Here is a 23,929-nt window from a genome sequence, read left to right as displayed (position 1 = left end):
GATATAGTGGTTTGTCAATAGAAAACGCATAGAACAAAGATGTTCCCTGTTTTTCAACGGTAATTAAGTCAGCACTTCCAATGAATTTCGATCATCAGTTTTTTTTGAGCACTTCTTTCGAAAGTTGTTTTTCCCTGGCACTCTTGCCAAGTATGCTTTTCTTAAAATAGAAAAGGGAAGATGTTGTTAATGCGTATTATGAAATACATCCCGCGATATATTTCGCCGTCCTTGAGTAATCAGCGGCAGAGGCTTATTTGTTGAATTAAAATGAATTGTTTAGATATATTTTGAATTAAAATGAACAGAAATGATTGATTGAATGGGGGCAGAATAGTATAATGAAAAGAAGAGGTGAGGCGAATGCTGGCAAAAGAAAGACTGTTATTTGTTCTCGAAAGATTAAACAGACAGCCTTCCGTATCCATAAAAAAATTGTCTGATGAGCTAAAAGTCTCGGTATCGACCATTCAGAGAGACCTGAAAATATTGGAAGAACAGGGGAAAATACAAAGGGAACGCGGCGGGGCGATAAACAAAGAATTGACCCATACCTTGTCAAGTATTACGGAAATACCTGTCGGCGAAAAAGAATCGATTAATGTTGCGGAAAAACAATTGATTTGCGCGAGGGCAGCCGAAGTCATTAAAAACGGCGATTGCATATTTATTGATTCCGGCACGACACCAACCCATCTTATCCCTTTTCTAACCGGTAAGGAAATCAAAATAGTCACCAATAGTAATTTTTTGCTTTGCAAATTAGCAAAAGAATTCCGGGGAGAAATTTATGTGCTAGGCGGTCAGTTCCAGGTAAAATACGATATGAATCTTGGACCGGTTACGCTGGATGAAATCGGCAGGTTCCGCTTTGATCATGCCTTTTTGGGTGCAAGCGGCGTAGACTTCGATCATGGTGAAATTTTTACAGTGGATTTTGATATAGGGGCGATAAAAACTGCTGTTATGAAACGCTCCAATCACAAACATCTTCTGGTGGATGACTCCAAATACATGGTAAAAGGGATAGCCACTTGGGCTGAAGTAACGGACTTTGATACTTTGTTTGTAAATAGTTTTCCGGCGAACAAGAAAAAGCCTAACAACATGATTATTTGTAAATAAAAGATCAGTGAGGAGAGAGGGTATGAAAACAGCGGAAGTAAATAAGAGAAATTTGCTGGAAAGTATGAAAGGGGGATTAATCGTATCCTGCCAGGTGCAAAAGGATGATCCGATTTATACGGAAGATATGGTGGTAAAAATGGCGGAAGCCGCTCAGTGGGCCGGTGCTGTGGGCATTCGTGCCAACACGCCGGAACAGATCAAGGCGATTAAGGGCAAAGTTGATTTACCGCTAATCGGATTATATAAAATCTGGCGTGAGGATACCGATGTGTTTATTACCCCGACGTTAGAGGCTTGTAAACAGGTTTGGGAGGCAGGGGCCGAGATTATTGCCTTAGACTGCACCAGCAGGATTACACGGGAGGGAAGGCCGGCTTATGAGTTGCTGCCGCTGGTAAAAAAAGAAATACCGGCAGCCATTGTTTTTGCCGATATTTCCACTTATGACGAGGCGAAACGGGCGATCGCTTTAGGCGCCGATATTGTAGCGCCCACTTTATATGGTTATACGGAGCAAACCAAGCATATCGAACAGCCGGATCTAAGAGAATTTGCCCGTATGTGCCGGGATTTCGGCGATGAGGTGTATATGATGATGGAAGGGCATGTCTATACGCCGGAAGATGCGATGAAATGTATTTTTTTAGGGGCCCACGCCGTCGTGGTAGGTAGTGCCATTACCCGGCCGCATCTTACGGCAAAACGGTTTGTGGATTTATTGAACGGATTTAAAAGCAACTGGCGCGAAGCCGAAAGGAGTAAACATTGATATGAAAAGGGTTAATGTCGATGGCGTGCAAAACGTTGAGGTCAGCAAAAAGCTGCCGTGTGAAAAGCCATTGCTGACCCAGTTGGAAATTATGGAGAATTATACCCGGGTGCACAGAGAAACCGCTGCCTTGCCGAAAGAACTACGGGAAGTGCAATGCCTAAGGACGATATATCCCGTATTATTTAGAGAAATGGAAGCTGAGGATATGATTGTCGGGCGTTTGGATTTTTTGCCGGTTGGTTTTGGTTGTGTAACCTCGGTTGGCGGCGTTGGACATTATTGCGTTTTCCATAAATTGAGAGAATTTCAAGAGCAGTTTACCGATGACGGTATAAAACAACGTATCGATACGCTTTATAATTACTGGAGTGAAAATGATACCAAGGTTTTATACGGTAAAGATGTTTTGACGGAGGCTACCATTGGCCGGTTTGTTGACTGTGAGTATCCGCTTATTGCTACGGCAAGGCTAAGCGGTATGATGCTTGATTATCCCAGGTTACTGACATTGGGCGTTGGCGGCTTGAAGCAGCTTATCAATAACCACTTGCAGGAAGATTCGGCTAATTATTTTTATATAGCAGCCTTACAGGCGCTGGATTTATTGGTGGAATGCATGGAATATTTGCAGCAAATGGTAGAAAGGCATTGCGTAGCGGCAAATGCGGCCAGGAATAAAGAACTGCAGCTAATTCATACCAGTTTAGAAAAAATAAAAAATAACAAACCGGAAACCTTCCATCAAGCCTTGCAATTAGTTTGGTTATATGCATTACTGGCGGGAGTTATAAACTACGGAAGGCTGGATGATTACCTGGGCCCATACTTAAAGCAAGATCTGGAGAATGGTGTAATTACGGAAAAAGAAGCACATGGTTATCTAAAAACCTTGTGGACGTTAATTGAAAATAGAAGGACGACTGTTAACGGCCGGATTATCGTTGGCGGCAGGGGGCGGAAGAATCCCGATGCAGCCGACCTGTTCGCCAGACTGGCAATGCAGGTAACCAAAGAATGCAGATATGTAGAACCACAATTTACACTAAGAATAACGAAGGATACGCCGGAGGATATCTTTGACCAAGCGTTGGATTTACTAGGGGCGGGAGTAACCTATCCGACTTTGTATAATGATGAAGTAAATATTCCGGCAGTTATGTATGCTATGAATGTAGACGAAAAAACGGCTGAGCAATATGTCCCCTTCGGCTGCGGGGAATTTGTCATCCAGGGACAGAGCACGGGAACTCCCAATACTTGTATTAATCTTTTGAAGCTCCTGACGATAGCTTTAAATGAAGGCATTGATCCGGTAGATCATGTAAAAAAATCCGGACCTGTCAGCATGAAGCCGGTAGAAGCATTTACAACGTTTGCCGAATTTTATAATCAGTATACAAGACTGTTGGATTACTATTTTGATTTAGCGGCACAGGCACAAGTGCACTCCTATAAGATCATGAATGAGCAAGCTTCTTTTTTGTTCACAAGTATTTTGACGGATGACTGCATCGCCAGAGGAAAAGCCTTACTGGACGGCGGGGTGCGTTATCTTGGCGGCACGAATTAACCGGGGCTTATGCGGCGAATGCCAGATATGCGGGGATTTATGCCCGCATAATGCCATACGCTTTGCCGGTATAAACAGAACGATAGCTGAAATAATAGCCGAAGTAATGAAAGACATGGAGTATTATCAGGAATCCAATGGCGGCTTAACTATTTCCGGCGGAGAGCCTTTCGTGCAATATGAGGGATTTTTAACTCTGATCAGGGAAAGCAAGCAACAAGGGCTGCATATCGCAGTTGAAACCACAGGCCATGTAGATATGGCTAAAATGGTTGAAGCTGAGCCCTATATCGATTTATTTTTATTTGATCTTAAGCATACAGACCGGAGGGTATTAAAAGAAGTTACCGGAGCAGAATTAGATAAAGTGCTGAAAAACCTTGAATACATTGCAGCCCAAAGTCCGGCTAAGCTTATCCTGCGCATTCCTGTAATACCTACGTTTAACGACAACGGCGAAACATTGCGGCAGATGTTTGCACTGGCAGTCCAATACCAAGTGAGAGAGGTACATTTACTACCGTACCATACATTGGGAAAAAATAAGTATAATCAGATTGGGAAAAAATATAATTTTATTGATGGTAACATAGATAAAAAATTGCTGAATACGTTTTTGGATGCAGCGGAAACAAAGGGCTTAACCATTGTGATTGGCGGATGAGTGGTTTGATTAAGGCAACGTAACAACGATATTAGAGACGTGCTGCTATACGGTCGATGCCTCTATTCGATTTTAACAGCAAAATCCCGCTTCAAGGCATTTGCCGGAAGTGGGATTTTTTTGAGTGTAAGCGGTGTAACGGTATTCTATTTTCAAGGTTAGGAAGGACAGGGGTGCAGGAAGGCCCGTTTAGCTGCCTCTGCAGCTTGGACTTTAGCTTCCAGCTTGGGTGAAATATGGTTTGTATACTTTTGTTTGACAACCATATCCTTTAGCTGGGTAACGGTGCGGCAATCCTCGTGCAGTCTGCTGACCACGCAGCCATATTGCAGATAATGATGTGTATCGCTGCCGGCAACCATCGGCTTTTTATATTTGGCGGCAAAGGAACGGAGATGTGCCTGATAATGTTGCCCGTTATGGGACAGGTCGCGCCCGTTAAGATCAAAGGCATCCAGCTTTTCCAGTATTTTTTCCGGCAACTGCTGCAGTGGTGTACTTTGTCGTAAAGGATGGGCACCGATGGCAAGCAGATTATAGGAAGCAGTCCAGTCAAGCAACAACCCGGCCGGGATAAAGTCTGTATTTTCGTAGGGTATCAGCCGGGTCCGCAGCTCAATAATAGCCGCTTTATGTCCAATTAATAGCAGATGGCCTGTCTCCCGGATGTCCACTTCCATGCCGCAAAACACTTTTAGCCCGTTAACCAGATAGTATTCATTTTCGTAGGGATAGATTTTGTCCAGGAGGTTATAGATGGCAAAAAACTGACAGGTGTTAAAATGTTCGGTCAGGCAAAGCGCATCCAGTCCGCTGCTTTGTGCTTTGGCAAACATAGTTTGACAGTAGGTAAGCGAAAAAGATGTGCTTTTGGAAATTTTAATATGAGTATGAAAATCAATGTTCATATATAGGCCTCCAGTCAGGTACAACCTTTACTGCATAGTTTGATTTTAATTTTATACCAACTGGTTGTGATGTAAATATACTATCATTAGAATTAACATGAAATTAATATTACAGGTTGAGAAATGTGCTATGCTGGAAGTGGGATGTAGGGAGGGAGGATCATTATGAATTTTGAATGGGACGTAGGTAAAATGTCACCTAAGCAACAGAAAATTGCCGATTTCATTCAAAAAAACCAGCAACGGGTTTTATTTTTAACCGAACAACAGATTGCCGATGAACTGCAGCTTAGTATTGCTTCTGTTTCCCGTTTCTGGAAAGCAGTGGGATACAAGAATCTGAAGGACTTTAAAAGCAATTTGCATGAGATGACGGTAATACCGCCGGCCAACAAATTGAAAAACTTTATAGACAATCTGGAAAGACCGGCAATGCTTGGCCAGATGCTGGAAGTTTGCATTCATCATTTACAGGAGACGTTGAGCAATTTGTCAGCATCGGTTTTTGAAGATGCGGTGGAGGCGTTTGCGCTCGCCCGCAGAGTATATCTGTATGGTCCGGGGCCGAGTGAGGGAATAGCCAGGCTGATGCAGTTCCGCATGGCCCGTTTTGGCATAGATATCCGGATGATGCCGAAAAGCGGGCATGAATTGTATGAAAGTCTTATGCATGTATCAAAAGAGGATCTGGTGGTTGTGATCTGTTTTGTCCAGCTACTACCGGAAACTATGGTATTATTGGAACATGCACAACAAGCCGGGTACAGAACCTTACTGATTACAGACCGGCTGGTCGGTGACTTTATTGCCAATGCCGATTTGGCGCTGTTTGCCAGCCGGGGGGAGCTTTGGGAGTTCCATTCCATGGTTGCGCCTACCTTTTTAGTGGAAGCGTTAACCATTGGCCTGTGCATGCGCGATGAGCAAAAAAATTTGCACAAACTGGATGATTTAAGCCGGCTGCGTAAGCGTTACGCCGATCTATTGCCCAAATAGGCCGTTGCGGAAGTAAATGATTGTAAAAAAAATTACATAAGATAGAATTGGATGAAAATTTTACAAAGAGTTTACCGTTTGATAACCTAAAGGCTGTTGTTACGCTTTACAATAATAACAAATAATCGTCTAAGTTGTTTAGTAACTGACGGTTAGTTAGAGTTTGAGGAGGCGTATAACATGCGAAACAAATGGTTGATATTTGGTTTGCTGTCCGGTTTACTGCTAACCGGCTGCAGTCAATCCGGAGAACATGACCAAGCGGCAGTGAAAAACAGCGGAACCGGACCTGCGGGGAAGCTGGTGCTGTACACATCCCAGCCGGACAGTGATATAGCAACCTTGATCAAAGCCTACAATCAGAAAAACCCGGAGGTAAAGGTAGAGGTCTTTCGTTCGGGAACGGAGGAAGTAATCAGCAAAGTTCAAGCGGAAAAGCAGGCGGGCGGTACGAAGGCGGATGTATTGCTGGTTGCCGATGCCGTTACCTTTGAAGGATTGAAAAGTCAGGGGATACTGACGGCTTATAAGTCTCCGGAAGCAGAGAAGATTCCGGCTCAATTTGTTGATCCTGATCAGATGTATACCGGGACCAAAGTCATTGCAACCGTAATTGCCGTACATAATTCCGTGACCAGCAGACCGGACTCCTGGAAAGACTTGCTCAATCCTGCCATAAAGGGGCAAACAGTCATGCCCAGCCCGTTTTATTCAGGAACTGCCGCTTATAACTTAGGTGTTCTTACCCGGCTTGGTGATTTCGGCTGGGACTATTATAAGGCCCTGAAAGCCAATGCGATTACCGTTGTCAAGGGGAACGGCGGTGTTGCCAATATGGTGTCCAGTGGCGAGAAAAAGTATGGGATGATTGTTGATGCCAATGCTGCCCAGGCCAAAGCCAAAGGAGCTCCTATTGATCTGATTTATCCCAAAGAAGGAGTTACGGTTATTACCGAACCGGTTGGTATGTTAAAGAATGCCCAAAATCCGGAAGCGGCTAAGTCGTTTATTGATTTTATTTTATCGGAGGAAGGGCAAAGGGTAACCAGGGAAATTGGCTATACGCCGATTCGTACAGGCATGCCGGCACCGGAAGGACTTAAAACCTATGACCAGATCAAAGTGCTGGATTATGATGTAAAATCCCTGTTTACGGCACGTGAAGCCGATAAAAAAACATTCTCGGAAATTTTCCAACAATAGTAACTAGTAGGGGAGAGACGATATGCTTACTCAGGAAATCAGGAGAATAAGGTCTCTTCCTTTTCTCCTTTCGCTCCGTTGGTATGAGTCTATTCCGATTGGCTTAGGGCTTGCCGCCGTATTTGTTTTGTTTTTACTGCCGATAGGAAAGTTGGTTGCGCTTAGCTTTGCTTCTCCCAACGGATTATCTTTCGTAAATTACAGCGAATTGTTTCAGCAGGCCAGAACCTGGACAACCATTGCCAATACATTGCTGATTACCGGAGCTTCCACATTATTCGCCGTGCTAATCGGTGTTGGCATGGCCTGGCTGGTTGCGTATAGCGATGTGCGCGGGAAAAAGGCCATTACTATGCTGGTGATACTTTCCTATATTCTGCCTTCTTATATCGTGGCTTTATCCTGGTCACAACTGTTGGGCCCACAGGGCATGCTGGCAAGCTATCTGCCCCACGAATTTCTTTGGAATGTATACAGCTTGGGCGGCATTATTTTTGTCATGTCTCTGCAGCATTTCCCGTTGGTTTTTTTACTGACGGTCCCGGTCTTACGTAAAATTCCCCGTGAAGTAGAGTGGGCCGGCCGGATTTTCGGTGCCGGACCATGGCAAACGTTTTGGAAGGTTAACCTGCCTTTAGCGCTGCCGGGTATCGCCGGGGGAGGACTGCTGGCATTTTTGGCAGGGCTGGACAATTTTGGAATTCCTGCTTTTCTGGGAATTCCGGCCGGTATCCGGGTAATGAGCACTGCCATTTATGAAGAAGTCATCGGTCTGGGGCCGTCCGCTTTTTATAAAGCGGCAGCCTTATCCGTGCTGTTAGGGGTCATTGCGCTTATCGGGACAACCTTGCAATGGCTGCTGCTGCGCCGCAGTAAACTGATGGAAACCGCGCAGGAAGACCGGCGGCCAAGGTTTTTCTTCGGCCGGTTTCGCCTGTTAGCCGAGGTATTGGTATTGGGGATATTGGCAACGGTTACTTTTATTCCTTTACTATCGCTCTTGGGCATTTCCGTAGTGAAAGCCTATGGATTACCGTTAACCCCGGAAACCTTTACCCTGCAGCACTACCATTTTATTTTACAGGAAAGTGCCAAAGTGCAGAGCGCGTTGAGTAACAGCCTATGGCTGTCGATTATTACGATGGCCTTTTGTGTAATCGTTGGCACTGTTATCGCCTACTACCGGACGAGACATATGGGTATTGTAAGCAGGGGGGTTGAACTGTCTGTCGGACTGCCGTTCGCCCTGCCGGGGGTGGTCTTTGCCCTGGCGATGATTTTTACCTGGATGGAACCGGTTCCGGGCTGGAATCCCGGTATATATGGCACGGTCACCATCCTTTATATTGCCTATGCAGCCCGGTTTATGACCTTGCAGGTGCGCAGCAGTGTAACCGCCCTGCTGCAGGTTGACCCGACGATGGAAGAGGCAGCTCGGGTAAGCGGCGCCACCAGGGGAGTCAAATGGCGGAGAATTTTACTGCCTCTCTTATTTCCCGGTATGCTGGGCGGTGCTTTTTTGGTTATGCTGACCGCCTTTACCGAGCTTACCGTTTCTTCCCTGCTGTTCTCCAGCGGCTCGGAAACCGTTGGTGTGGTCATGTTTAATTTTGAACAGGCTGGCTATACGACCTATTCGGCAGCCTTATCAGGCGTTATCGTGGCTGGCATTTCGCTGGGCATGGCAACTTTATACGGGGTGGAAATTCTATGGCAAAGAAAGGGCGTGACCGCATGAGCACACAGATAATGCAGGTAAGCAAGCATTATGGCGATGTGAAGGCCCTGCAGTCGGTTGATCTATCCATCCGGAAGGGGGAATTTATCGCTGTTCTCGGGCCTTCCGGCTGCGGCAAGACAACTTTGTTGCGTTTGATTGCCGGCTTTGATTCGCCTTCTGACGGACAAATATGCATTGACGGACAGGTAGTAGGTACACCACGGGCGATTTTGCCGCCGGAACAAAGAAATATCGGAATGGTTTTTCAGTCTTTTGCGCTTTGGCCGCATATGAAAGTTAAAGAACAGGTCCTGTTTCCGCTGCAGTATCATAAGGCGGCAGCCCGGGAAGCGAATCTGAATAAAGAAAAACGGGTAAGGGAAGTATTGGAGATGGTTGGTTTGCAGCATCTGGCCGAACGGCTTCCCCGGGAGTTGTCGGGCGGGCAGAAACAGCGCGTCGCCATTGCCCGGGCCATCAGTGCCAACCCTTCCCTGTTGCTGATGGATGAACCGTTGAGCAGTCTGGACATAGAACTGCGGATGGACCTGCGGCGTGAAATTCAGGCGCTGCACCGGCGTACGCAGGCCAGTATCATTTATGTTACCCATGACCAAGGGGAGGCTTTGGCCATGGCTGACCGTATTGTAGTCATGAAGGACGGGAAAATCGAACAAACCGGTACGCCGGAAGAGATTTATGAAAAACCGGCAACGCTATTTGTCGCTACGTTTGTGGGCAAAACCAACCTGATCAGGGGCAAATGGGAAAAGGGGGTTTTTCAGCCGGACCTGGCAGTCGGTGCTGTACAATGGCCGGACCGCGATTTCCCGCTTTGCTTTAAGGAAAAACAGGTATTTCCGGTCAGGCCGGAACAATTGCGGATCGTTTTGGCCGGACCGGGGATTGCCGGCCGTATTATCAACCGTCAGTATCTGGGCAAAGAGATACATTATACGGTTGGCGTGGGGCCGGATATAGTCGGGGTGCATGCCGGAAATCACTGTTCCTTTGAGGTTGGACAGGAAGTCTATCTCCAACTGGGGTATTTACCGGTAACTATATAAATTAAAGTCTGGTTTGGCATTGGTTTCTGTAGCAGGTATTAATTTTATTTTCTAAAACTTGCCGTACCAAACAGCCATTTGCTAATATAGATGCCTGTCATTTCAGTAGACAGTACTTTTTTATTTATCTTAGTATAGGCAGGAGAAATCAGGCCCTTTGTTAAACAACAGGGAGAAGGGCCGCCTAATTGACGGTTTTTATTGACAGGAGGGATTGTTATTACCATTTCACTGCAGCAATGTCAACAAATGGGGCCGCTGGAGATGGCCGCAGGTTCACCCCTTGTGGCAGAGAGTTATTCTTTTCTACTGGAAAGCGCGAATGAAATTACGGATTCTTTGCTGCGGGAGAAAGTGCTGCAGGTATTGGAAAATCCGGCTCCGAGCTTTATGCAGCAGGCAAAAGATCCCGCTGCAGCCGCCTTGTTGTGGGAGCGAATTGCCGTCAGGGCAGATAAGCAAGCTTCTTCTTTAGAGGATTTATTTGCTCCTTGCTCTGATCCTGCCGTATCACCACAGCCTTTTTGGTCGGCACCGGGCAGCAACTATGACCGCCACCATGCCTATCCCGGCGGGTTAGCTGTGCATACAGCCATGAACCTGAAGGTATCTTTGGCTTTAGCCCGCAGTTACTATGATATTTATCGCTGCCGGGCCAGCCGCAATGTGGTTATAGCCGCGCAAATTTTACACGACTCGCAAAAGCCCTGGGTTTTACAGTGGAATCAGGACGGAAGCTGCCGGCAGCAAAAAAGTATTGCCGGAGAACGGGTTCATCATGTGGCCGGCCTGGCCGAATCCGTTTACCGGGGCATTCCTTGCGAAGTAGTATTGGCACAAGCCAGTGCGCATGTATATCCCGGTAATGAAAATAATAACCGTAAACTTGCTTATTGTCTGGAAACGGCCTGCCTGCTGGCCAATACCGATCCTGCTGATTACGGTGTAACCGGCCATAAGCTGTCTGCAGCCTGGGCAGGGGTGGAACCTTTAATCATTCATATGGGGGACAGCAATTGGGTATTGTCCCTGCAGGCTGCCATGGCTACGGTTACGGCATTGAAACAATATGCTCTCACAGAGTTTGCTATGAGTGAAGAAGAGCTGGCTTCACCAGTCTTTTATTCTTTACGCAATTATGTTTTTTCCATGTGTACCATGATCAAACTGTATGAAATTTTATCCGGGAAGGGATATGACGGATTTCGTGCGGCAGTGCGGGAAATCATCCATTGAGTTTGCCGCTGGCGGAAATGTTGACTATTTTTATGTAGCCGTTTACTTTATTTTAATCAGCTTAACCAGCACGGTTTATTTTTCGCAGGATGGGCACAAGTTTTATTCCGGTATAGGCAATGATGACCGATAACAGGATATCCGGGAAAATATAGGGAGTGAATCCTACGGCAATGGCTTCGGCAAGGACCATTTCTTTACCCAGGTATAGCTTGACAATGGCATATAAGTATGGCACTCCTACCAGATATACGCTAAATAACCCCAGTAGTACACTAAGCAGCAGCCTGGAAAAGGTCAGCTTCCCGGCAGCATTTTCCGTTAGTTTCCCTATTATATAGGCGCAGAAGGCAAAGCCCAGCAAGTAGCCAAAAGTTGGCTGGAGAATGTAGGTCAGCCCGCCGCCGTTGACAAACACCGGCACACCGATTAGGCCGAGACCGATATATAAACCCTGGGAATACAGCCCTTTCCTGGCACCTAATAAAATACCGGCATAGGCACAGAATAAAAACTGCAGGGTGTAAGGTACCAGGGGGGTGGGAATTTTAATGAAAGCCCCTACTGCTGTCAGGGCGGCAAAGATGGCAATAAGTATCATATCGTGCAATGAAAGTTTCATAATGCTGTCCTCCCGCAAACAGATGTAAAGGTATTAACCCGGTAGGTTGCTTTTTCCGATAGGAGCTAACCCTAACTGGGTAATGGTATTCAAATCGGTTTCAGCGCCGCGTCCGCTGGTGGTGAGATAATTACCGATCAGCATGCCGTTGATCCCGGATAAAAATCCTAAAGGAACAAGCTCACCCAGGTTGCGTTCCCGTCCACCGGCATAGCGGATAATTTTGCCCGGCAGGATAAACCGGAAAATAGCAAAGGTCTGCAAGATTTCCATTGGTTTTAGGGGTGGCATATTTTCCACCGGTGTTCCTTTTATGGGATTTAAGACATTGATCGGTACCGAATCGACATCCAGTTCTTTTAAGGCAAAAGCAAGTTCAAGACGGTGCTCCCACGATTCCCCCAGTCCGATAATGCCGCCGGAACAGACCTCCAAGCCGGCTGCTTTTACTTTTTTTATGGTAGCTACCCGGTTTTCATAGCTATGGGTGGAACAAATCCGGCCGAAGAAACTTTTGCCGGCCTCCAGGTTATGATGATAACGGGTAATGCCGGCCTGTTTTAGTTCCGCAACATGCTGTTCATCCAATATACCGAGAGAACAGCATCTTTGTAAAGCTGTTTCTTGGCCAATACGCCGGATGGTTTGCGTTATGGAAGGAAAGTCTGCATCGTTTTTCATGCCGCAGCCGGATGTGACAATACAGAAGCGATAGGCACCGTCTGCTTCTGCCTGCTTAGCTGCCGCTAACATGGCTTGTTCGGACATCAGTGGATATACAGCCAGTTGTGTCTGGTGATGAGCGGACTGGGCGCAAAATTTACAGTCTTCCGAACAGTTGCCGGAACGGGCGTTAATAATTTCGCAGGTATCGACAATGGAACCTGTAAAATGGATACGAATTTTATTAGCCAGGCTTAAGAGGACAGGAATGTCGTCTTCGGCAAGACGGGTTAATGCCAGGGCATCATCAAAGGAAAGTTCCTTTCCATCAAGTACTGCTTGTGCCATAGTGAACAAATCGCATAATTTCATCTTAATTCTCCTTTACATAATCGGCAGGGATCAGTCCTGCATCATGAACCATCATAAAATCATCAGCAGCATGCCGGCCTTTAAAGGTCAGATAATTGCCTATTATAAGCCCGTTGGCCCCTGCCAGCATGATCAGGCCCTGCAGGTCGCGCAAATTGATTTCACGGCCTCCGGCAGGACGGATGACGCGATCCGGCAGGAGAAAACGAAAAATGGCAAACGTTTTCACAATATCCAAAGGCCGCAGGGGCGGGCTTCCCTCAAGGGCGGTTCCTGCTATCGGGTTTAGTATATTGATCGGAATGGAAGCAACCTTTAGTTTTTGTAGTTCTAAAGCCAGCATAATACGATCTTCCCAGCTTTCCCCCAGTCCAATGATACCGCCGGTGCACAACTCCATGCCGGCGGCTTGTGCCGCCTGAATGGTATCCAGCCGGTCCAGGTAGGAGTGGGTGGTGCATATCTCCGGATAAAACCGCCGGCTTGTTTCCAGATTGTGGGCATAACGGCGGACACCGGCAGCCGCCAGACAACGGGCCTGCAGTGGTGTGATGCTTCCCAGGTTGGCACAGACGGACAGTCTGGTTTTGCTATGGATAGTATGGATGGCTTCCACAATACGTTCAAAATCAGAGTCACCTACCATACCCCTGCCGCTGGTAACCAGGCTGATACGGGTAGCTCCGCTGTCTTCCGCTTCCCGGGCTTTTTTGAGCAGTTCTTCGCTGTCCAGCAAAGGATAAACCGCTGTATTAGTATGATGATAGCAGGATTGTGCACAAAATTTGCAGTCTTCGGAGCAAAGGCCCGACCGGGCATTAATTACAGCGCACATATCAACGGTGTTCCCGGCATATTGTTCGCGGATTTTATTGGCATAGGCCGCCAATAACAAAATATCGGACCTTTCTATGTACGTAAGCTGCAATGCCTCAGCACGGGTTAATGTACTGCCGCCGAGAACTTTGTCAGCAAGATTTTTAATGATATTCACCGTGGTCCTCCTGATTGGCAATTGTCAACCTAATAATGTAATGATGTTGACGAATATATCATACAATTGATTGGAGCGGATGTAAAGTCTCTGTTTTGGCTGTAAGGTTATAAAATAACGGAAGAGTGGAATAAATAAACCGGCAATAGCAGGAATACCGATATTTGTCGAGAATAGCTATCACATATATCGCAGTTAAAGGGGTGTTGGGATGAAAAACATAGGGGTGATATTATCTGGTTGTGGTGTGTTCGATGGTTCTGAGATTCACGAAGCGGTTTTAACTCTGTTATATCTGAGTCAGGAGAATGCCAGCGTTCATTTTTTTGCTCCGGATAGTAGGCAGCTTCATGTGGTGAATCATAATACCCAGCAGGTAAGGGAAGGGGAAACACGCAATATTTTGGTTGAATCGGCGCGTATTGCCCGCGGTGAAGTAACGCCGCTCTGTAATTTGGATATAGACGCCCTGGATGCCATTATTTTTCCGGGGGGATTTGGCGCGGCAAAAAACTTGTGCACCTTTGCCGTGGATGGCGAAGAAAGTGTTCTCCTTCCTGATGTGGAGCGCGTGCTGAAAGAGGCTCATGCCAAAGGCAAAGTCATCGGCGCTGTGTGCATAGCCCCTGTTTTGGTGGCCCAGGCTTTTAAAAAAACGGGCGTGCATCCCAGGCTGACAATTGGTTCCGATGCGGAAGTCAATCGTGTTTTGACGAACTGGCAGGCTGAGCCGGTTTGCGCCGGAGTAGACGAAATTGTGGTTGATGAACAGAATAAGATTGTGACGACTCCCGCCTATATGCTGGGGCAAAATATCGGGCAAATTGCGGTGGGAATTGAAAAACTGGTCAGGGAAGTTTTACGAATGGTTTAGACGGCAGAACCTTAGCAGTGTATCAGCTTAAACATACCGAAAAAAGAGGCTTACCGTAAAAAAACGTAAGCCTCTTTTTTATGGTGTTATATTTAGGAAAATGCACCATTTCGACATTAAATCAATTTTAAGCTGAATTTTCGATTATTTTTAAAGAATATCGACAGATGCGCTGGTTTTTGTTATTATTAATTTCGTGAGTCAGTTTCGTGGGACTCATTATCAGAATTTCGCGTATAAACAGGAGTTTAGTGAAAATGAAAATTGCCACTCCCTATTATCTGATCGATGAAAAAAAATTGCTGCGCAATATGGAGATTATCAAAGAGGTGCGTCAGCTTTCCGGCGCCAGATCGGTATTGGCGCTGAAATGCTTTTCCACGTGGTGTGTGTTTGATTTGATGAAGCAGTATATGGACGGCACTACCTCCAGTTCACTGTTCGAAGCCCGCCTGGGTTTTGAAAAATTTGGCGGAGAGACACATGCCTATTGTGTAGGCTATTCACCGGAAGATATGGAGCACGTTGTCCGGTTTGCCGATAAGATTATTTTCAATTCCGTTTCCCAGTTGGAACGGTATTATGATAAGGTCAAAACGGTAAAACTGGGTTTGCGGGTTAATCCGGGTATCAGTTATTCTCATTTTGATCTGGCTGATCCGGCGCGCCGTTATTCCAGACTGGGCGTAACGGATAAAGCGGTTTTGAGAGCGCAGTTATCCCGTCTTAGTGGTTTGATGTTTCACTATAATTGTGAAAACGATGATGTTGATGCTTTCTCGGCACAGCTGGATGTGATCGGGCGGGAGTATGGAGACCTGCTTAAGCATTTACAATGGGTAAGTCTGGGCGGCGGTTTGTATTTTACCAAGGAAGGCTACCCGGTGAAACAGTTCAGTCAAAAACTGGCGGATTTTGCCGAGCGGTATGATGTACAGATTTATCTGGAACCGGGTGAAAGTGCCATTACCGGCTGTGCTGAACTGGTTACCTCTGTGGTTGATCTGATACACAATGAACGGGATATTGCCATTGTGGATGCATCGGTGGAACCGCATATGCTGGATTTGTTAATTTATCGGCTGGAGGCTAAAATGCAAACCGGGGGAACGGGGAAACATCAATATATGATTGCCGGCCGTTCCTGTCTGGCCGGTGATGTATTCGGCACTTTCCGCCTGGCAGATAAGCTGGAAATCGGCAGCGAAATCCGGTTCGCCGATGCAGCCGGTTATACGATGGTTAAAAAGAACTGGTTTAACGGGCTGCAAATGCCCAGCATTGCCGTAAAACGGCTGAATGGTTCGGTAGAGCTGATCCGAAAATTTGACTACACAGATTTCTTAACTAGTTTATCATAAATACAATGTTAGCAAGACATAGGAGGAGAGAAATGAAAAGAAACGTTTTAATTGTAGGTGCTGGGGGAGTGGCGCATGTCGTTGCCCACAAATGTGCCATGAACAACGATGTACTGGGAGATATCTGCATTGCATCGCGTACCCAGCGAAAATGTGAGGCCATTATTGACAGTGTTTTACGGAAAAATCATCTGAAAGACACGTCGAAAAAACTGTATGCGCGCCGGGTCGATGCCTTAAACATTCCGGAGATGGTCAAGCTAATCCGGGAAACCGAATCAGAGATTGTCATTAATGTAGGACAAGCTTATATTAATATGTCGGTTTTAGAGGCTTGTATTGAGGCCGGTGCGGTGTATATGGATACAGCCATTCATGAGGAACCCGACAAGGTTTGTGAGAATCCGCCTTGGTATGCCAACTATGAGTGGAAACGCAAGGACCGCTGCGCGGAAAAAGGGATAACGGCCATTTTAGGTATTGGTTTTGATCCCGGGGTGGTGAATGCGTGGTGCTCTCTGGCTCAAAAAGAGTATTTTGATACCATCGATACCATTGATATTCTGGATGTTAATGCCGGGAATCATGGCAAGTATTTTGCGACAAATTTTGACCCGGAGATAAACTTCCGTGAATTTAAAAAAGTCTGGACCTGGGTTGACCGCCAGTGGGTGTTGCAGAAGGTCCATTCGATACGTGTCGATTATGATTTTCCGGTGGTAGGGAAGTGTCCGGTATACTTGACCGGGCACGATGAATTGCATTCCCTTTCGAAACATATTGATGCCAATTCCATTCGTTTTTGGATGGGTTTTGGCGATCATTATCTGAATGTTTTTTCTGTCCTGAAGAATATCGGACTTCTTTCGGAAAAACCGGTAAAAATTACAGAGGACATTGAGATTGCACCTCTTAAGGTACTCAAGGCGCTGCTGCCCGACCCGGCTTCGCTGGCGCCCGGTTATACCGGCAAAACCTGCATTGGCAATTTTATTTCCGGGACCAAAGAGGATAAACCGCGGAAGCTGTTCATTTATAATGTTTGCGACCATGAGCAGTGTTATCAGGAAGTGGAATCTCAAGCCATTAGCTATACGGCAGGGGTACCTCCTGTTGCGGCGGCTATTTTGGTTGCCCGTGGCGATTGGGATGTAAAAAAGATGGTTAATGTGGAAGAACTGGACGCAGTACCTTTTATCAAGCTTCTAGATACCATGGGCTTGCCTACCGAGATAGCGGAAAACCCGGCAGTGTTTGAGGCACCGGCAATCGAATCGTTAGAGTCTGTTGAATAATAAAAAGGGCTGCTCTTTCGCCAGGAGTGGCCCTTTGTCATTGTATGAATCTAAAGCCGGCTTGCATGAACTCAATCTGTGACATAAAATAAGAAATATGGTCGAATACCGGAAAGGATAGCTGACTTATGAATCATACCATACAAGAAGATACAGTGGCTGCACCGGACAAAAACCGGGCGGCTGTTTTAGTAACGGCGGTTATATTGGGCTGGCTGTCGGCGTTTGGGCCGTTATCCATTGACATGTACTTGCCGGCTATGCCCAATATAGCCACAGAGCTAGCTACTACTACCTCGCTGGCACAGAGCAGTTTAACTGCCTGCTTGCTGGGAATTGCGCTGGGCCAGGTGCTTGTGGGACCGCTGAGTGATCAATATGGGCGGAGAATCCCGCTGCTGGCCGGTTTGCTTGTCTATATTGCGGCCTCCGCAATGTGTGTGATGGCCCCGACCATTGAGATTTTTTTAGTTATGCGTTTTGTTCAGGGACTGGCAGGGTCGGCCGGTGTTGTAATTTCAAGGGCTACTGTCCGGGATTTATATACCGGTCCGGCTATGACCCGCTTTTTTGCTTTGTTAATGTTGATTAACGGCTTTGCTCCGATTCTTGCCCCCATCTTAGGCGGACAAATTTTACAGGTTACCTCCTGGCGTGGCATCTTTGTGGTTTTATGCGGTGTCGGCATGGCCATGTTTGCTGCCGTTTTTTTTGGACTTAGGGAAACATTGCCGCTTAAGCGGCGCTCTAAAGGCGGAATTGGCAATGCGCTGCGGGCGTACCGCCAACTGATCGGCAACCGGATTTTTATGGGGTATGCTTTAGGACAGGGTTTTGTTTCGGCTGCCATGTTTGCTTATATCGCAGGGGCGCCTTTTGTGCTTCAGGACATTTTTGGCGTATCACCGCAAATGTTCAGCCTGTTTTTTGCTGCTAACGGGCTGGGGATTATTATCGCCGGGCAAATTACGGGCAGGCTGGCCGGACAGGTCAGTGAGACACGGCTGCTGGTTGCCGGGCTTTCGCTTGCTTTTGTGGCCGGAGTATGTTTACTGGCTGTGATCGTTATGGGAGGAGGGCTGTACGGTGTTTTGCTGCCGCTGTTTTTTGTTGTTTCCAGTGTAGGCATTGTCGGTACCAGCAGTTTTTCACTGGCTATGCAGGATCAGGCTAAGTCGGCAGGCAGTGCAGCGGCACTGATGGGACTGTTTAATTTCGTTTTTGGCGGTTGTATGGCTCCCCTCGTCGGTATTGCCGGCAGTCATACTGCCGTCCCGATGGGAATAACTATTGCGGCTGCTGAAACGGCCGCGATTCTGTGCTATATCTTTTTGGTGCGATGGCGGTAAGATAATTCGCAGGTGTACTATAACGGTCTGCCGGTTTTATCGTGAAGATGTCGCTGGTTTCCCGGTGAAAGTTTGCTATAATGAAGGTACAATATTATAGAAGACAACTGAAGGTGTAGGTGACGCATAGATGCGAATGACTTCCGGCAAGAACTTTGATGTTGTAGGACTGGGCGTATCGACGCTGGATATGTTTACCGTTGTTGAGAAATTTCCTGCTACCAGGGAAGTACAAAAAGCCGTCGATATGATTCTGGACGGCGGCGGTCCTGTCGCGACAGCGCTGGTAGCCCTGGCCAGGCTGGGCGCCCAGACGGCTATGCTTGACCGTTTGGGTGACGACTGGGTTGGAAGCTTGATCCTGCGTGATTTCCACAAGAATCATGTGGGAACGGACAGCATGGACGTAGTGACCGGACATTCCTCCTCCGTGGCCAATATACTGGTGGAAAAGGGAACGGGTAATAGAGCCATACTTTATCACCCCGGATCGGTTCCGGAAATTGCCGATATCATGCCTTATGCTCCGTTCATCCGGTCGGCAAAAATTCTTCATCTGAACGGACGGCACCGGGAAGCTGTTTTACCGGCTATTGCCATTGCCCGTCAAGCCGGTGTGAAGATTTCTTTTGATGGTGGTGCCAATCGTTATCATCCGGGCATGCGGGAGATTGTTCCGCAGGTGGATATTTGTATTGTTGCCAGGGATTTTGCAGTTCAGTATACCGGAAAAAGTTCGGTGGAACAGGCTGGTCCGATATTCTTAGAAAGCGGACCGGAATTGGTCGTCATTACTGACGGAATTCGCGGCAGCTGGGTTTGGCATAAAGACAGCGGCTGTTTTCATCAGCCTGCTTTTGTAGTGGAAACCGTTGATACTACCGGGTGCGGCGACAGCTATCACGGAGCTTTTCTATACGGCCTGATTCAGGAGTTGCCATTAAAAAAATCAGCAGAATTAGCCAGTGCGGTTTCCGCTATCAATGCGCAGACCCTGGGGGGCCGGAATGGGTTACCCTTGTTAGGGCAAGTGACAAGTTTTTTGGCAGAACGGTCATGTAACAAATAGCATTTTCCATTGAGAAAAAGCTTGACTATTATGATAGTGAAAAAAGTGGGAATAGCACAGCCGGTATTTTCCAGATAAAAATATATAAAATTCCTTTAATTGACAAATTGTGCATTTTGGTATTTAATATAAATAAGGTGGTCAGTAGAAAGTGAATATTGGGCAAACCTATTGAAAAGTAGGGACGCAAAGCTAAGGGTCTAAGGATAAGATTATCTATGATTGCCACGCCGCCGTAATTTTTTATGTTAAAAGAAGACAGGCTGCGTCTGTCTTTTTTTTTGTAGGAACATTGTATGTGTGAAGATAGTATGCCAGGGAAGGGAGTCAGATGAAACAGGAAGATACAAAGTAACTTATACAATGTAACGATAAAATGGGGGAGACATTCGGATGAAGGTAAGTATAGGAAAACAGATTATCGGAGCTTTTTTAATTATCATTGCGGCTATGGTGCTGATGAGTGGTTATACCTTTTATAAAATCGGCCAGATTAATGAAGAGTACCAGGCTACAACTACAGTTAATGTTGAAAAATTGATACTGGTGGAAGAACTGGCAAGCAATATGATTGAAGAGGCTGCCGTAGTCCGTAAATTCAATTTAACCGGTGATTTGGCAGCAAAAGAGAAATTTCAGGCTCTGCGGGAGTCGTCCAATCAAAAAATTGAACGTATGGAACAAATTTTTGTAACAGAAAAGGCCAAGCAGATTATTGCCGACATTAAGCCGGCCAAGGCCGAGTATGAAAACTTGTCGGAGCAGGCTATGCAGGCGGCGCAAATCAATGATAAGGCAGCTTTGCAGTTTGCTATTCAGCAGGGTAATGTTCCCTATAATACGGCACAAGCTAAAACCGAAGAACTGGTATCCATGATTAAGGATTTTGTGCAAACCGAGCAGGGGAAAATCAGTGATAAAGCCGGAACCAATCAGATTTTCCTGCTGACTATTAATTTCATTGTTATTATTCTTGCCGCTGCCGTTAGTTTCAAGCTCAGCCGTTCTATATCCAGTGTTGTTCACCAATTTGTGGATGTGGCAACACAAATTGCCGACGGGCGTATTACGACGGAACAAATTCCGTCGCAGTCAACAGAAGAAATGGAACAGCTGGCTGCTGCTTTTAATAAAATGAAAACCAATATGCGAACGATGATTCAACAAATCGCCAAAGCTTCAGAACAACTGGCTGCTTCCTCGCAGCAGTTGACGGCCAGTGCTAATCAGTCGGCGCAGGCCAGCACTCAGGTGGCTGACTCGGTTAGTAATATTGCCGATGCTGCATCCAGCCAGCTGCGGGAAGTCGATAGTACGGCCGGGGTTATCTCGCAGATGTCAATTGATGTGCAGGAGGCAGCGCAGAATGCCAGTGATATTAACGAAAGATCCGGTGAGGCGGCTGAAACTGCGGAAATTGGAGGAGAATCCATTAGCAATGCAATAGCCTTTATGTCGCAGATTGCTGAAAATGTGAATCTCTCCACGGAAGTGGTTACCAAACTGGGAGAAAGATCCAAGGAGATCGGTCAAATTATTGACACCATTTCCGGAATTGCCGGGCAAACCAATTTGCTGGCGTTAAACGCTGCTATTGAAGCTGCCCGTGCCGGTGAACAGGGACGGGGCTTTGCCGTGGTGGCGGAAGAGGTCCGCAAATTGGCTGAGCAGTCACAGGATGCGGCTAAGCAAATTGCCGGACTGATTGGCGAAATTCAGGAAGAAACCGACCGGGCCGTTGCGGTAATGAACGAAGGGCCGCGTCTGGTGCAGAGCGGTTCGGAAGTGGTCAATGCCGCCGGTCTGGCTTTTAAGGATATTACCGAGCTGGTTCAGAACATCCATAATCAAATGCAGGATATTTCTACTGCCTTGCAGCAAACGGCGGATAACAGCCAACAGATAGTGCTTTCTGTCAATGAGATTGATCAGTTGAGCAAGCAGTCTGCCGGCCAGACGCAAACGGTTTTGTCATCTTCCGAAGAACAGTCGGCTTCTATAGAAGAAATTGCCGCTTCCAGTCAGGCATTAGCTACAATGGCAGAAGAACTTAGAGCAGTCGTAGCCCAGTTTCATATATAAGAAAAAAATAAATTATTTTTATAAAAACAGCTAACGGCAATAGCCGTTGGCTGTTTTTTTGCAGGAGGCAGGGAGGTGGATAAAGAATTATTTATACTGTTTGCTGAGAACGTTGTTGATCAAACGGAAACCGGAAGGAGAAGGTCTATGGAACAGGTGGAAAAAAAACGTTCAGAAAAAATGCAGGAAAAATTAATGAAGACACGTTCTATTATCGTGTCCGGCGAGATTACCCAAACTTTGGCTGAAAAGGTAGCAGCCCAGCTGCTGGTTCTGCAGGAAATGGGCGATGAGCCGATCAAATTGTATATCAATAGCCAAGGCGGGCATGTGGAAGCAGGCGATACCATTCATGATATGATTCAGTTTGTAAAACCAAGGGTCTTGGTTATTGGAACAGGCTGGGTGGCCAGTGCCGGCATTACGATTTACCTGGCTGCCGCCAGAGAAGACCGTTACTCCCTGCCTAATACCCGGTACATGATTCATCAGCCCCTTGGCGGTGTGCGTGGCCAGGCTACCGACATCCGGATTGAAGCGGAGGAAATCGTTAAAGTACGCAGCCGGATTAATAAGCTGATTAGTGAAAGTACCGGCCAGCCGCTGGCCAAGGTGGAAAAAGATACGTTGCGAAATTTCTGGCTTGATGCCGGGGAAGCAAGGGAATACGGAATTGTGCACAGCATTATTTCGAAATATGAGGAACTACCTGTTTAGGGGGAACATATAACAGCGGCTGCATTGCAGCTGCTGTTATTACGTTTGGGAGGGAAAATCTTCTTCGTTATATACATTTTGTGATTCGGTGATTGCCGGATCTTCATTTAATTTTGTTTCCTTTTTTATATTATGCAGAACCAGTTCGGCTTCGGAGACGCTGGAAAATACACCGTTTATCAGTCTTTTCATCGCGATCCCTCCTGTTTTTGCATATAATATCCCACAATATGTAGTATATGCGGACGCTATGCAAATATACACGGTATATATTAACTTTTACTATTTTTGTTATAAAAAAGAGCGAAAGCCGACTGCGGGTGACAGGCGGCTTTCGCTCTTGGGAGAGAAGAAGTATGCAACTACAATGTAAGTTTTACCAATAAAGCCACGATTTATACATAAATCATGGCTTTATTGGTATTAATTTATCCGGCATAAAAACCAAATGAGCGCTATGGTTGCTAACGGAATGATCATCAATAGCAATATGTTGCAGAAGAGCTCCACCATCAAATTTACTCCCCCGGTACCATAGGTATGCGAGGAAAGGTAAGGACAGAACGATTATGTATTCACAAAAAAAGGTGGCAGCTGCCACCCGGATTATTCCTCTTTTTGATTGCGTTTTTCATCATTGGTGCTATTTTTAGCTGTTGTTCCGGTTTGGTTTTTTGCTTTGGCATTCTGACGGCTTTTAAACTGATCATATGTCTTTCCGCCCATTCTTTTTCACCTCCTGCCGACAGTAGTTTTATCAGGGGAGCAATTTGTCACCTGCTATTTCTTCCAGGACCAGGTTGTTTTGGTATGTCAGTGCAAGTGTGCTGGCCGCATCAAAATATGCGTCTTCATAACTGCCGGCTACGATAATTTTACCCGTATCCGTGCCGTCAAGAATGACCCGGTAATTTGGCATGAGTATCAACGCTCCTCTTGTGGTGGGATAAAAAGCAAATACAGGTAAGCAGTTCTAGTGTTGCCAAAGCAGGGCATTGCTATTCAGTCTTTAAACTATTGAAAGTTAGCAAAAACCACTTGATTTACATAAGATATAATAAAAAGTGGGAGATGCTTTCGATGCGAATAAATTTATCCGTCCGAAATAGAGCTGACTGGATTTGCCCTTATTGTCACCGGCCTTATCCGGTGCGTATGTTCTACGGTAATCATCCCCGTGTTCAAATTATTTTTTTCCCGGAACTGGTATTACCCACCTCTTTTGCCGCCATGTTCCCGGAACTTAGCTTTTATCCGTAACGAGGGG

At 46.3% G+C, this 23,929-nt stretch carries 23 protein-coding genes and 1 riboswitch; of the genes, 17 read left to right on the top strand and 6 right to left on the bottom strand.

Going from position 1 to position 23,929, the window contains the following annotated elements; translation table 11 throughout:
* Positions 1–363: 363 nt before the first annotated feature.
* From P22_RS05655 to P22_RS05640, 4 genes are read left to right on the top strand one after another with little or no spacing between them, the layout of a single operon-like run.
* Positions 364–1,125, top strand: coding sequence for a DeoR/GlpR family DNA-binding transcription regulator (locus tag P22_RS05655; protein ID WP_054259249.1), 762 nt, complete (start codon positions 364–366; stop codon positions 1,123–1,125).
* Between the two features lie 22 nt (positions 1,126–1,147).
* Positions 1,148–1,897, top strand: coding sequence for an N-acetylmannosamine-6-phosphate 2-epimerase (locus P22_RS05650; RefSeq protein WP_054259248.1), 750 nt, complete (start codon positions 1,148–1,150; stop codon positions 1,895–1,897).
* A gap of 1 nt (position 1,898) precedes the next feature.
* Positions 1,899–3,470: a pyruvate formate lyase family protein gene (locus P22_RS05645; protein WP_054259247.1), complete on the top strand. Its 1,572-nt coding sequence runs from the start codon at positions 1,899–1,901 to the stop codon at positions 3,468–3,470.
* The gene (locus P22_RS05640) at positions 3,454–4,134 is read left to right on the top strand and encodes a glycyl-radical enzyme activating protein (RefSeq protein WP_054259246.1); all 681 of its coding nucleotides are present in this window, start codon (positions 3,454–3,456) and stop codon (positions 4,132–4,134) included. The genes P22_RS05645 and P22_RS05640 overlap by 17 nt, the downstream gene beginning before the upstream one ends.
* Before the next feature lie 158 nt (positions 4,135–4,292).
* On the opposite strand, the gene P22_RS05635 is transcribed toward P22_RS05640, so the two are convergent.
* Positions 4,293–5,042, bottom strand: a complete 750-nt coding sequence (locus P22_RS05635; RefSeq protein ID WP_054259245.1) for a PHP domain-containing protein — start codon at positions 5,040–5,042, stop codon at positions 4,293–4,295.
* A gap of 165 nt (positions 5,043–5,207) precedes the next feature.
* Between P22_RS05635 and P22_RS05630 the strand changes: the two genes are divergently transcribed.
* The 5 genes from P22_RS05630 (at position 5,208) to P22_RS05610 (ending at position 11,264) form a co-directional block, all read left to right on the top strand.
* A complete protein-coding gene (locus P22_RS05630; protein WP_054259244.1) occupies positions 5,208–6,038 on the top strand; it encodes a MurR/RpiR family transcriptional regulator in 831 nt (276 codons plus the stop codon).
* A gap of 180 nt (positions 6,039–6,218) precedes the next feature.
* Positions 6,219–7,241 carry an ABC transporter substrate-binding protein gene (locus tag P22_RS05625; protein WP_054259243.1) on the top strand — a complete coding sequence of 341 codons (1,023 nt, stop codon included), beginning with the start codon at positions 6,219–6,221 and terminating at the stop codon, positions 7,239–7,241.
* Positions 7,242–7,263: 22 nt separating this feature from the next.
* Positions 7,264–8,979 carry an ABC transporter permease gene (locus P22_RS05620; RefSeq protein WP_054259242.1) on the top strand — a complete coding sequence of 572 codons (1,716 nt, stop codon included), beginning with the start codon at positions 7,264–7,266 and terminating at the stop codon, positions 8,977–8,979.
* Positions 8,952–10,028, top strand: a complete 1,077-nt coding sequence (locus P22_RS05615; protein WP_216598030.1) for an ABC transporter ATP-binding protein — start codon at positions 8,952–8,954, stop codon at positions 10,026–10,028. The genes P22_RS05620 and P22_RS05615 overlap by 28 nt, the downstream gene beginning before the upstream one ends.
* A gap of 201 nt (positions 10,029–10,229) precedes the next feature.
* Entirely contained in the window at positions 10,230–11,264 is a 1,035-nt protein-coding gene (locus P22_RS05610; RefSeq protein ID WP_054259241.1) for a hypothetical protein, read from the top strand.
* 61 nt (positions 11,265–11,325) lie between these two features.
* Here the strand turns inward: P22_RS05610 and P22_RS05605 are convergent, their stop codons facing one another.
* Genes P22_RS05605 through bioB (P22_RS05595) form a run of 3 tightly spaced genes read right to left on the bottom strand, consistent with a single transcriptional unit; the run spans position 11,326 to position 13,915 of the window.
* The gene (locus tag P22_RS05605; protein ID WP_054259240.1) at positions 11,326–11,886 is read right to left on the bottom strand and encodes a biotin transporter BioY; all 561 of its coding nucleotides are present in this window, start codon (positions 11,884–11,886) and stop codon (positions 11,326–11,328) included.
* A 33-nt stretch (positions 11,887–11,919) separates the two neighbouring features.
* Complete coding sequence (gene bioB, locus P22_RS05600) at positions 11,920–12,921, bottom strand: biotin synthase BioB (protein ID WP_054259239.1); 1,002 nt, start codon at positions 12,919–12,921, stop codon at positions 11,920–11,922.
* Position 12,922: 1 nt separating this feature from the next.
* Positions 12,923–13,915: a biotin synthase BioB gene (gene bioB, locus P22_RS05595; protein WP_054259238.1), complete on the bottom strand. Its 993-nt coding sequence runs from the start codon at positions 13,913–13,915 to the stop codon at positions 12,923–12,925.
* Between the two features lie 211 nt (positions 13,916–14,126).
* On the opposite strand from bioB (P22_RS05595), the gene elbB reads away from it, so the two are divergent.
* From elbB to P22_RS05560, 7 genes are all read left to right on the top strand, one after another.
* The gene (gene elbB / locus P22_RS05590; RefSeq protein ID WP_054259237.1) at positions 14,127–14,789 is read left to right on the top strand and encodes an isoprenoid biosynthesis glyoxalase ElbB; all 663 of its coding nucleotides are present in this window, start codon (positions 14,127–14,129) and stop codon (positions 14,787–14,789) included.
* A gap of 257 nt (positions 14,790–15,046) precedes the next feature.
* The gene (nspC, locus tag P22_RS05585) at positions 15,047–16,150 is read left to right on the top strand and encodes a carboxynorspermidine decarboxylase (RefSeq protein WP_054259236.1); all 1,104 of its coding nucleotides are present in this window, start codon (positions 15,047–15,049) and stop codon (positions 16,148–16,150) included.
* A gap of 32 nt (positions 16,151–16,182) precedes the next feature.
* Positions 16,183–17,445: a saccharopine dehydrogenase family protein gene (locus P22_RS05580; RefSeq protein ID WP_054259235.1), complete on the top strand. Its 1,263-nt coding sequence runs from the start codon at positions 16,183–16,185 to the stop codon at positions 17,443–17,445.
* A 128-nt stretch (positions 17,446–17,573) separates the two neighbouring features.
* A complete protein-coding gene (locus tag P22_RS05575) occupies positions 17,574–18,794 on the top strand; it encodes a multidrug effflux MFS transporter (protein ID WP_054259234.1) in 1,221 nt (406 codons plus the stop codon).
* 130 nt (positions 18,795–18,924) lie between these two features.
* Positions 18,925–19,863 carry a carbohydrate kinase family protein gene (locus P22_RS05570; RefSeq protein ID WP_054259233.1) on the top strand — a complete coding sequence of 313 codons (939 nt, stop codon included), beginning with the start codon at positions 18,925–18,927 and terminating at the stop codon, positions 19,861–19,863.
* A gap of 151 nt (positions 19,864–20,014) precedes the next feature.
* Positions 20,015–20,101: riboswitch (cyclic di-GMP riboswitch) on the top strand.
* A 155-nt stretch (positions 20,102–20,256) separates the two neighbouring features.
* Entirely contained in the window at positions 20,257–21,945 is a 1,689-nt protein-coding gene (locus tag P22_RS05565; RefSeq protein WP_054259232.1) for a methyl-accepting chemotaxis protein, read from the top strand.
* 75 nt (positions 21,946–22,020) lie between these two features.
* Positions 22,021–22,662 (top strand): ATP-dependent Clp protease proteolytic subunit, encoded by a 642-nt coding sequence (locus P22_RS05560; RefSeq protein ID WP_235814560.1) that lies wholly within the window; start codon positions 22,021–22,023, stop codon positions 22,660–22,662.
* 39 nt (positions 22,663–22,701) lie between these two features.
* On the opposite strand, the gene P22_RS20405 is transcribed toward P22_RS05560, so the two are convergent.
* Both P22_RS20405 and P22_RS20400 read right to left on the bottom strand, forming a co-directional pair.
* Positions 22,702–22,854, bottom strand: a complete 153-nt coding sequence (locus P22_RS20405; RefSeq protein WP_156318863.1) for a hypothetical protein — start codon at positions 22,852–22,854, stop codon at positions 22,702–22,704.
* Between the two features lie 565 nt (positions 22,855–23,419).
* Entirely contained in the window at positions 23,420–23,581 is a 162-nt protein-coding gene (locus P22_RS20400; RefSeq protein WP_156318862.1) for a hypothetical protein, read from the bottom strand.
* 161 nt (positions 23,582–23,742) lie between these two features.
* On the opposite strand from P22_RS20400, the gene P22_RS05550 reads away from it, so the two are divergent.
* The gene (locus tag P22_RS05550; protein WP_054259230.1) at positions 23,743–23,922 is read left to right on the top strand and encodes a hypothetical protein; all 180 of its coding nucleotides are present in this window, start codon (positions 23,743–23,745) and stop codon (positions 23,920–23,922) included.
* Positions 23,923–23,929 lie beyond the last annotated feature (7 nt).

Origin of the sequence: Propionispora sp. 2/2-37 (assembly GCF_001298735.1) — a bacterium.
Taxonomy (GTDB): Bacteria; Bacillota; Negativicutes; order Propionisporales; family Propionisporaceae; genus Propionispora.
This window is presented reverse-complemented; position numbering and strand designations above follow the sequence as displayed.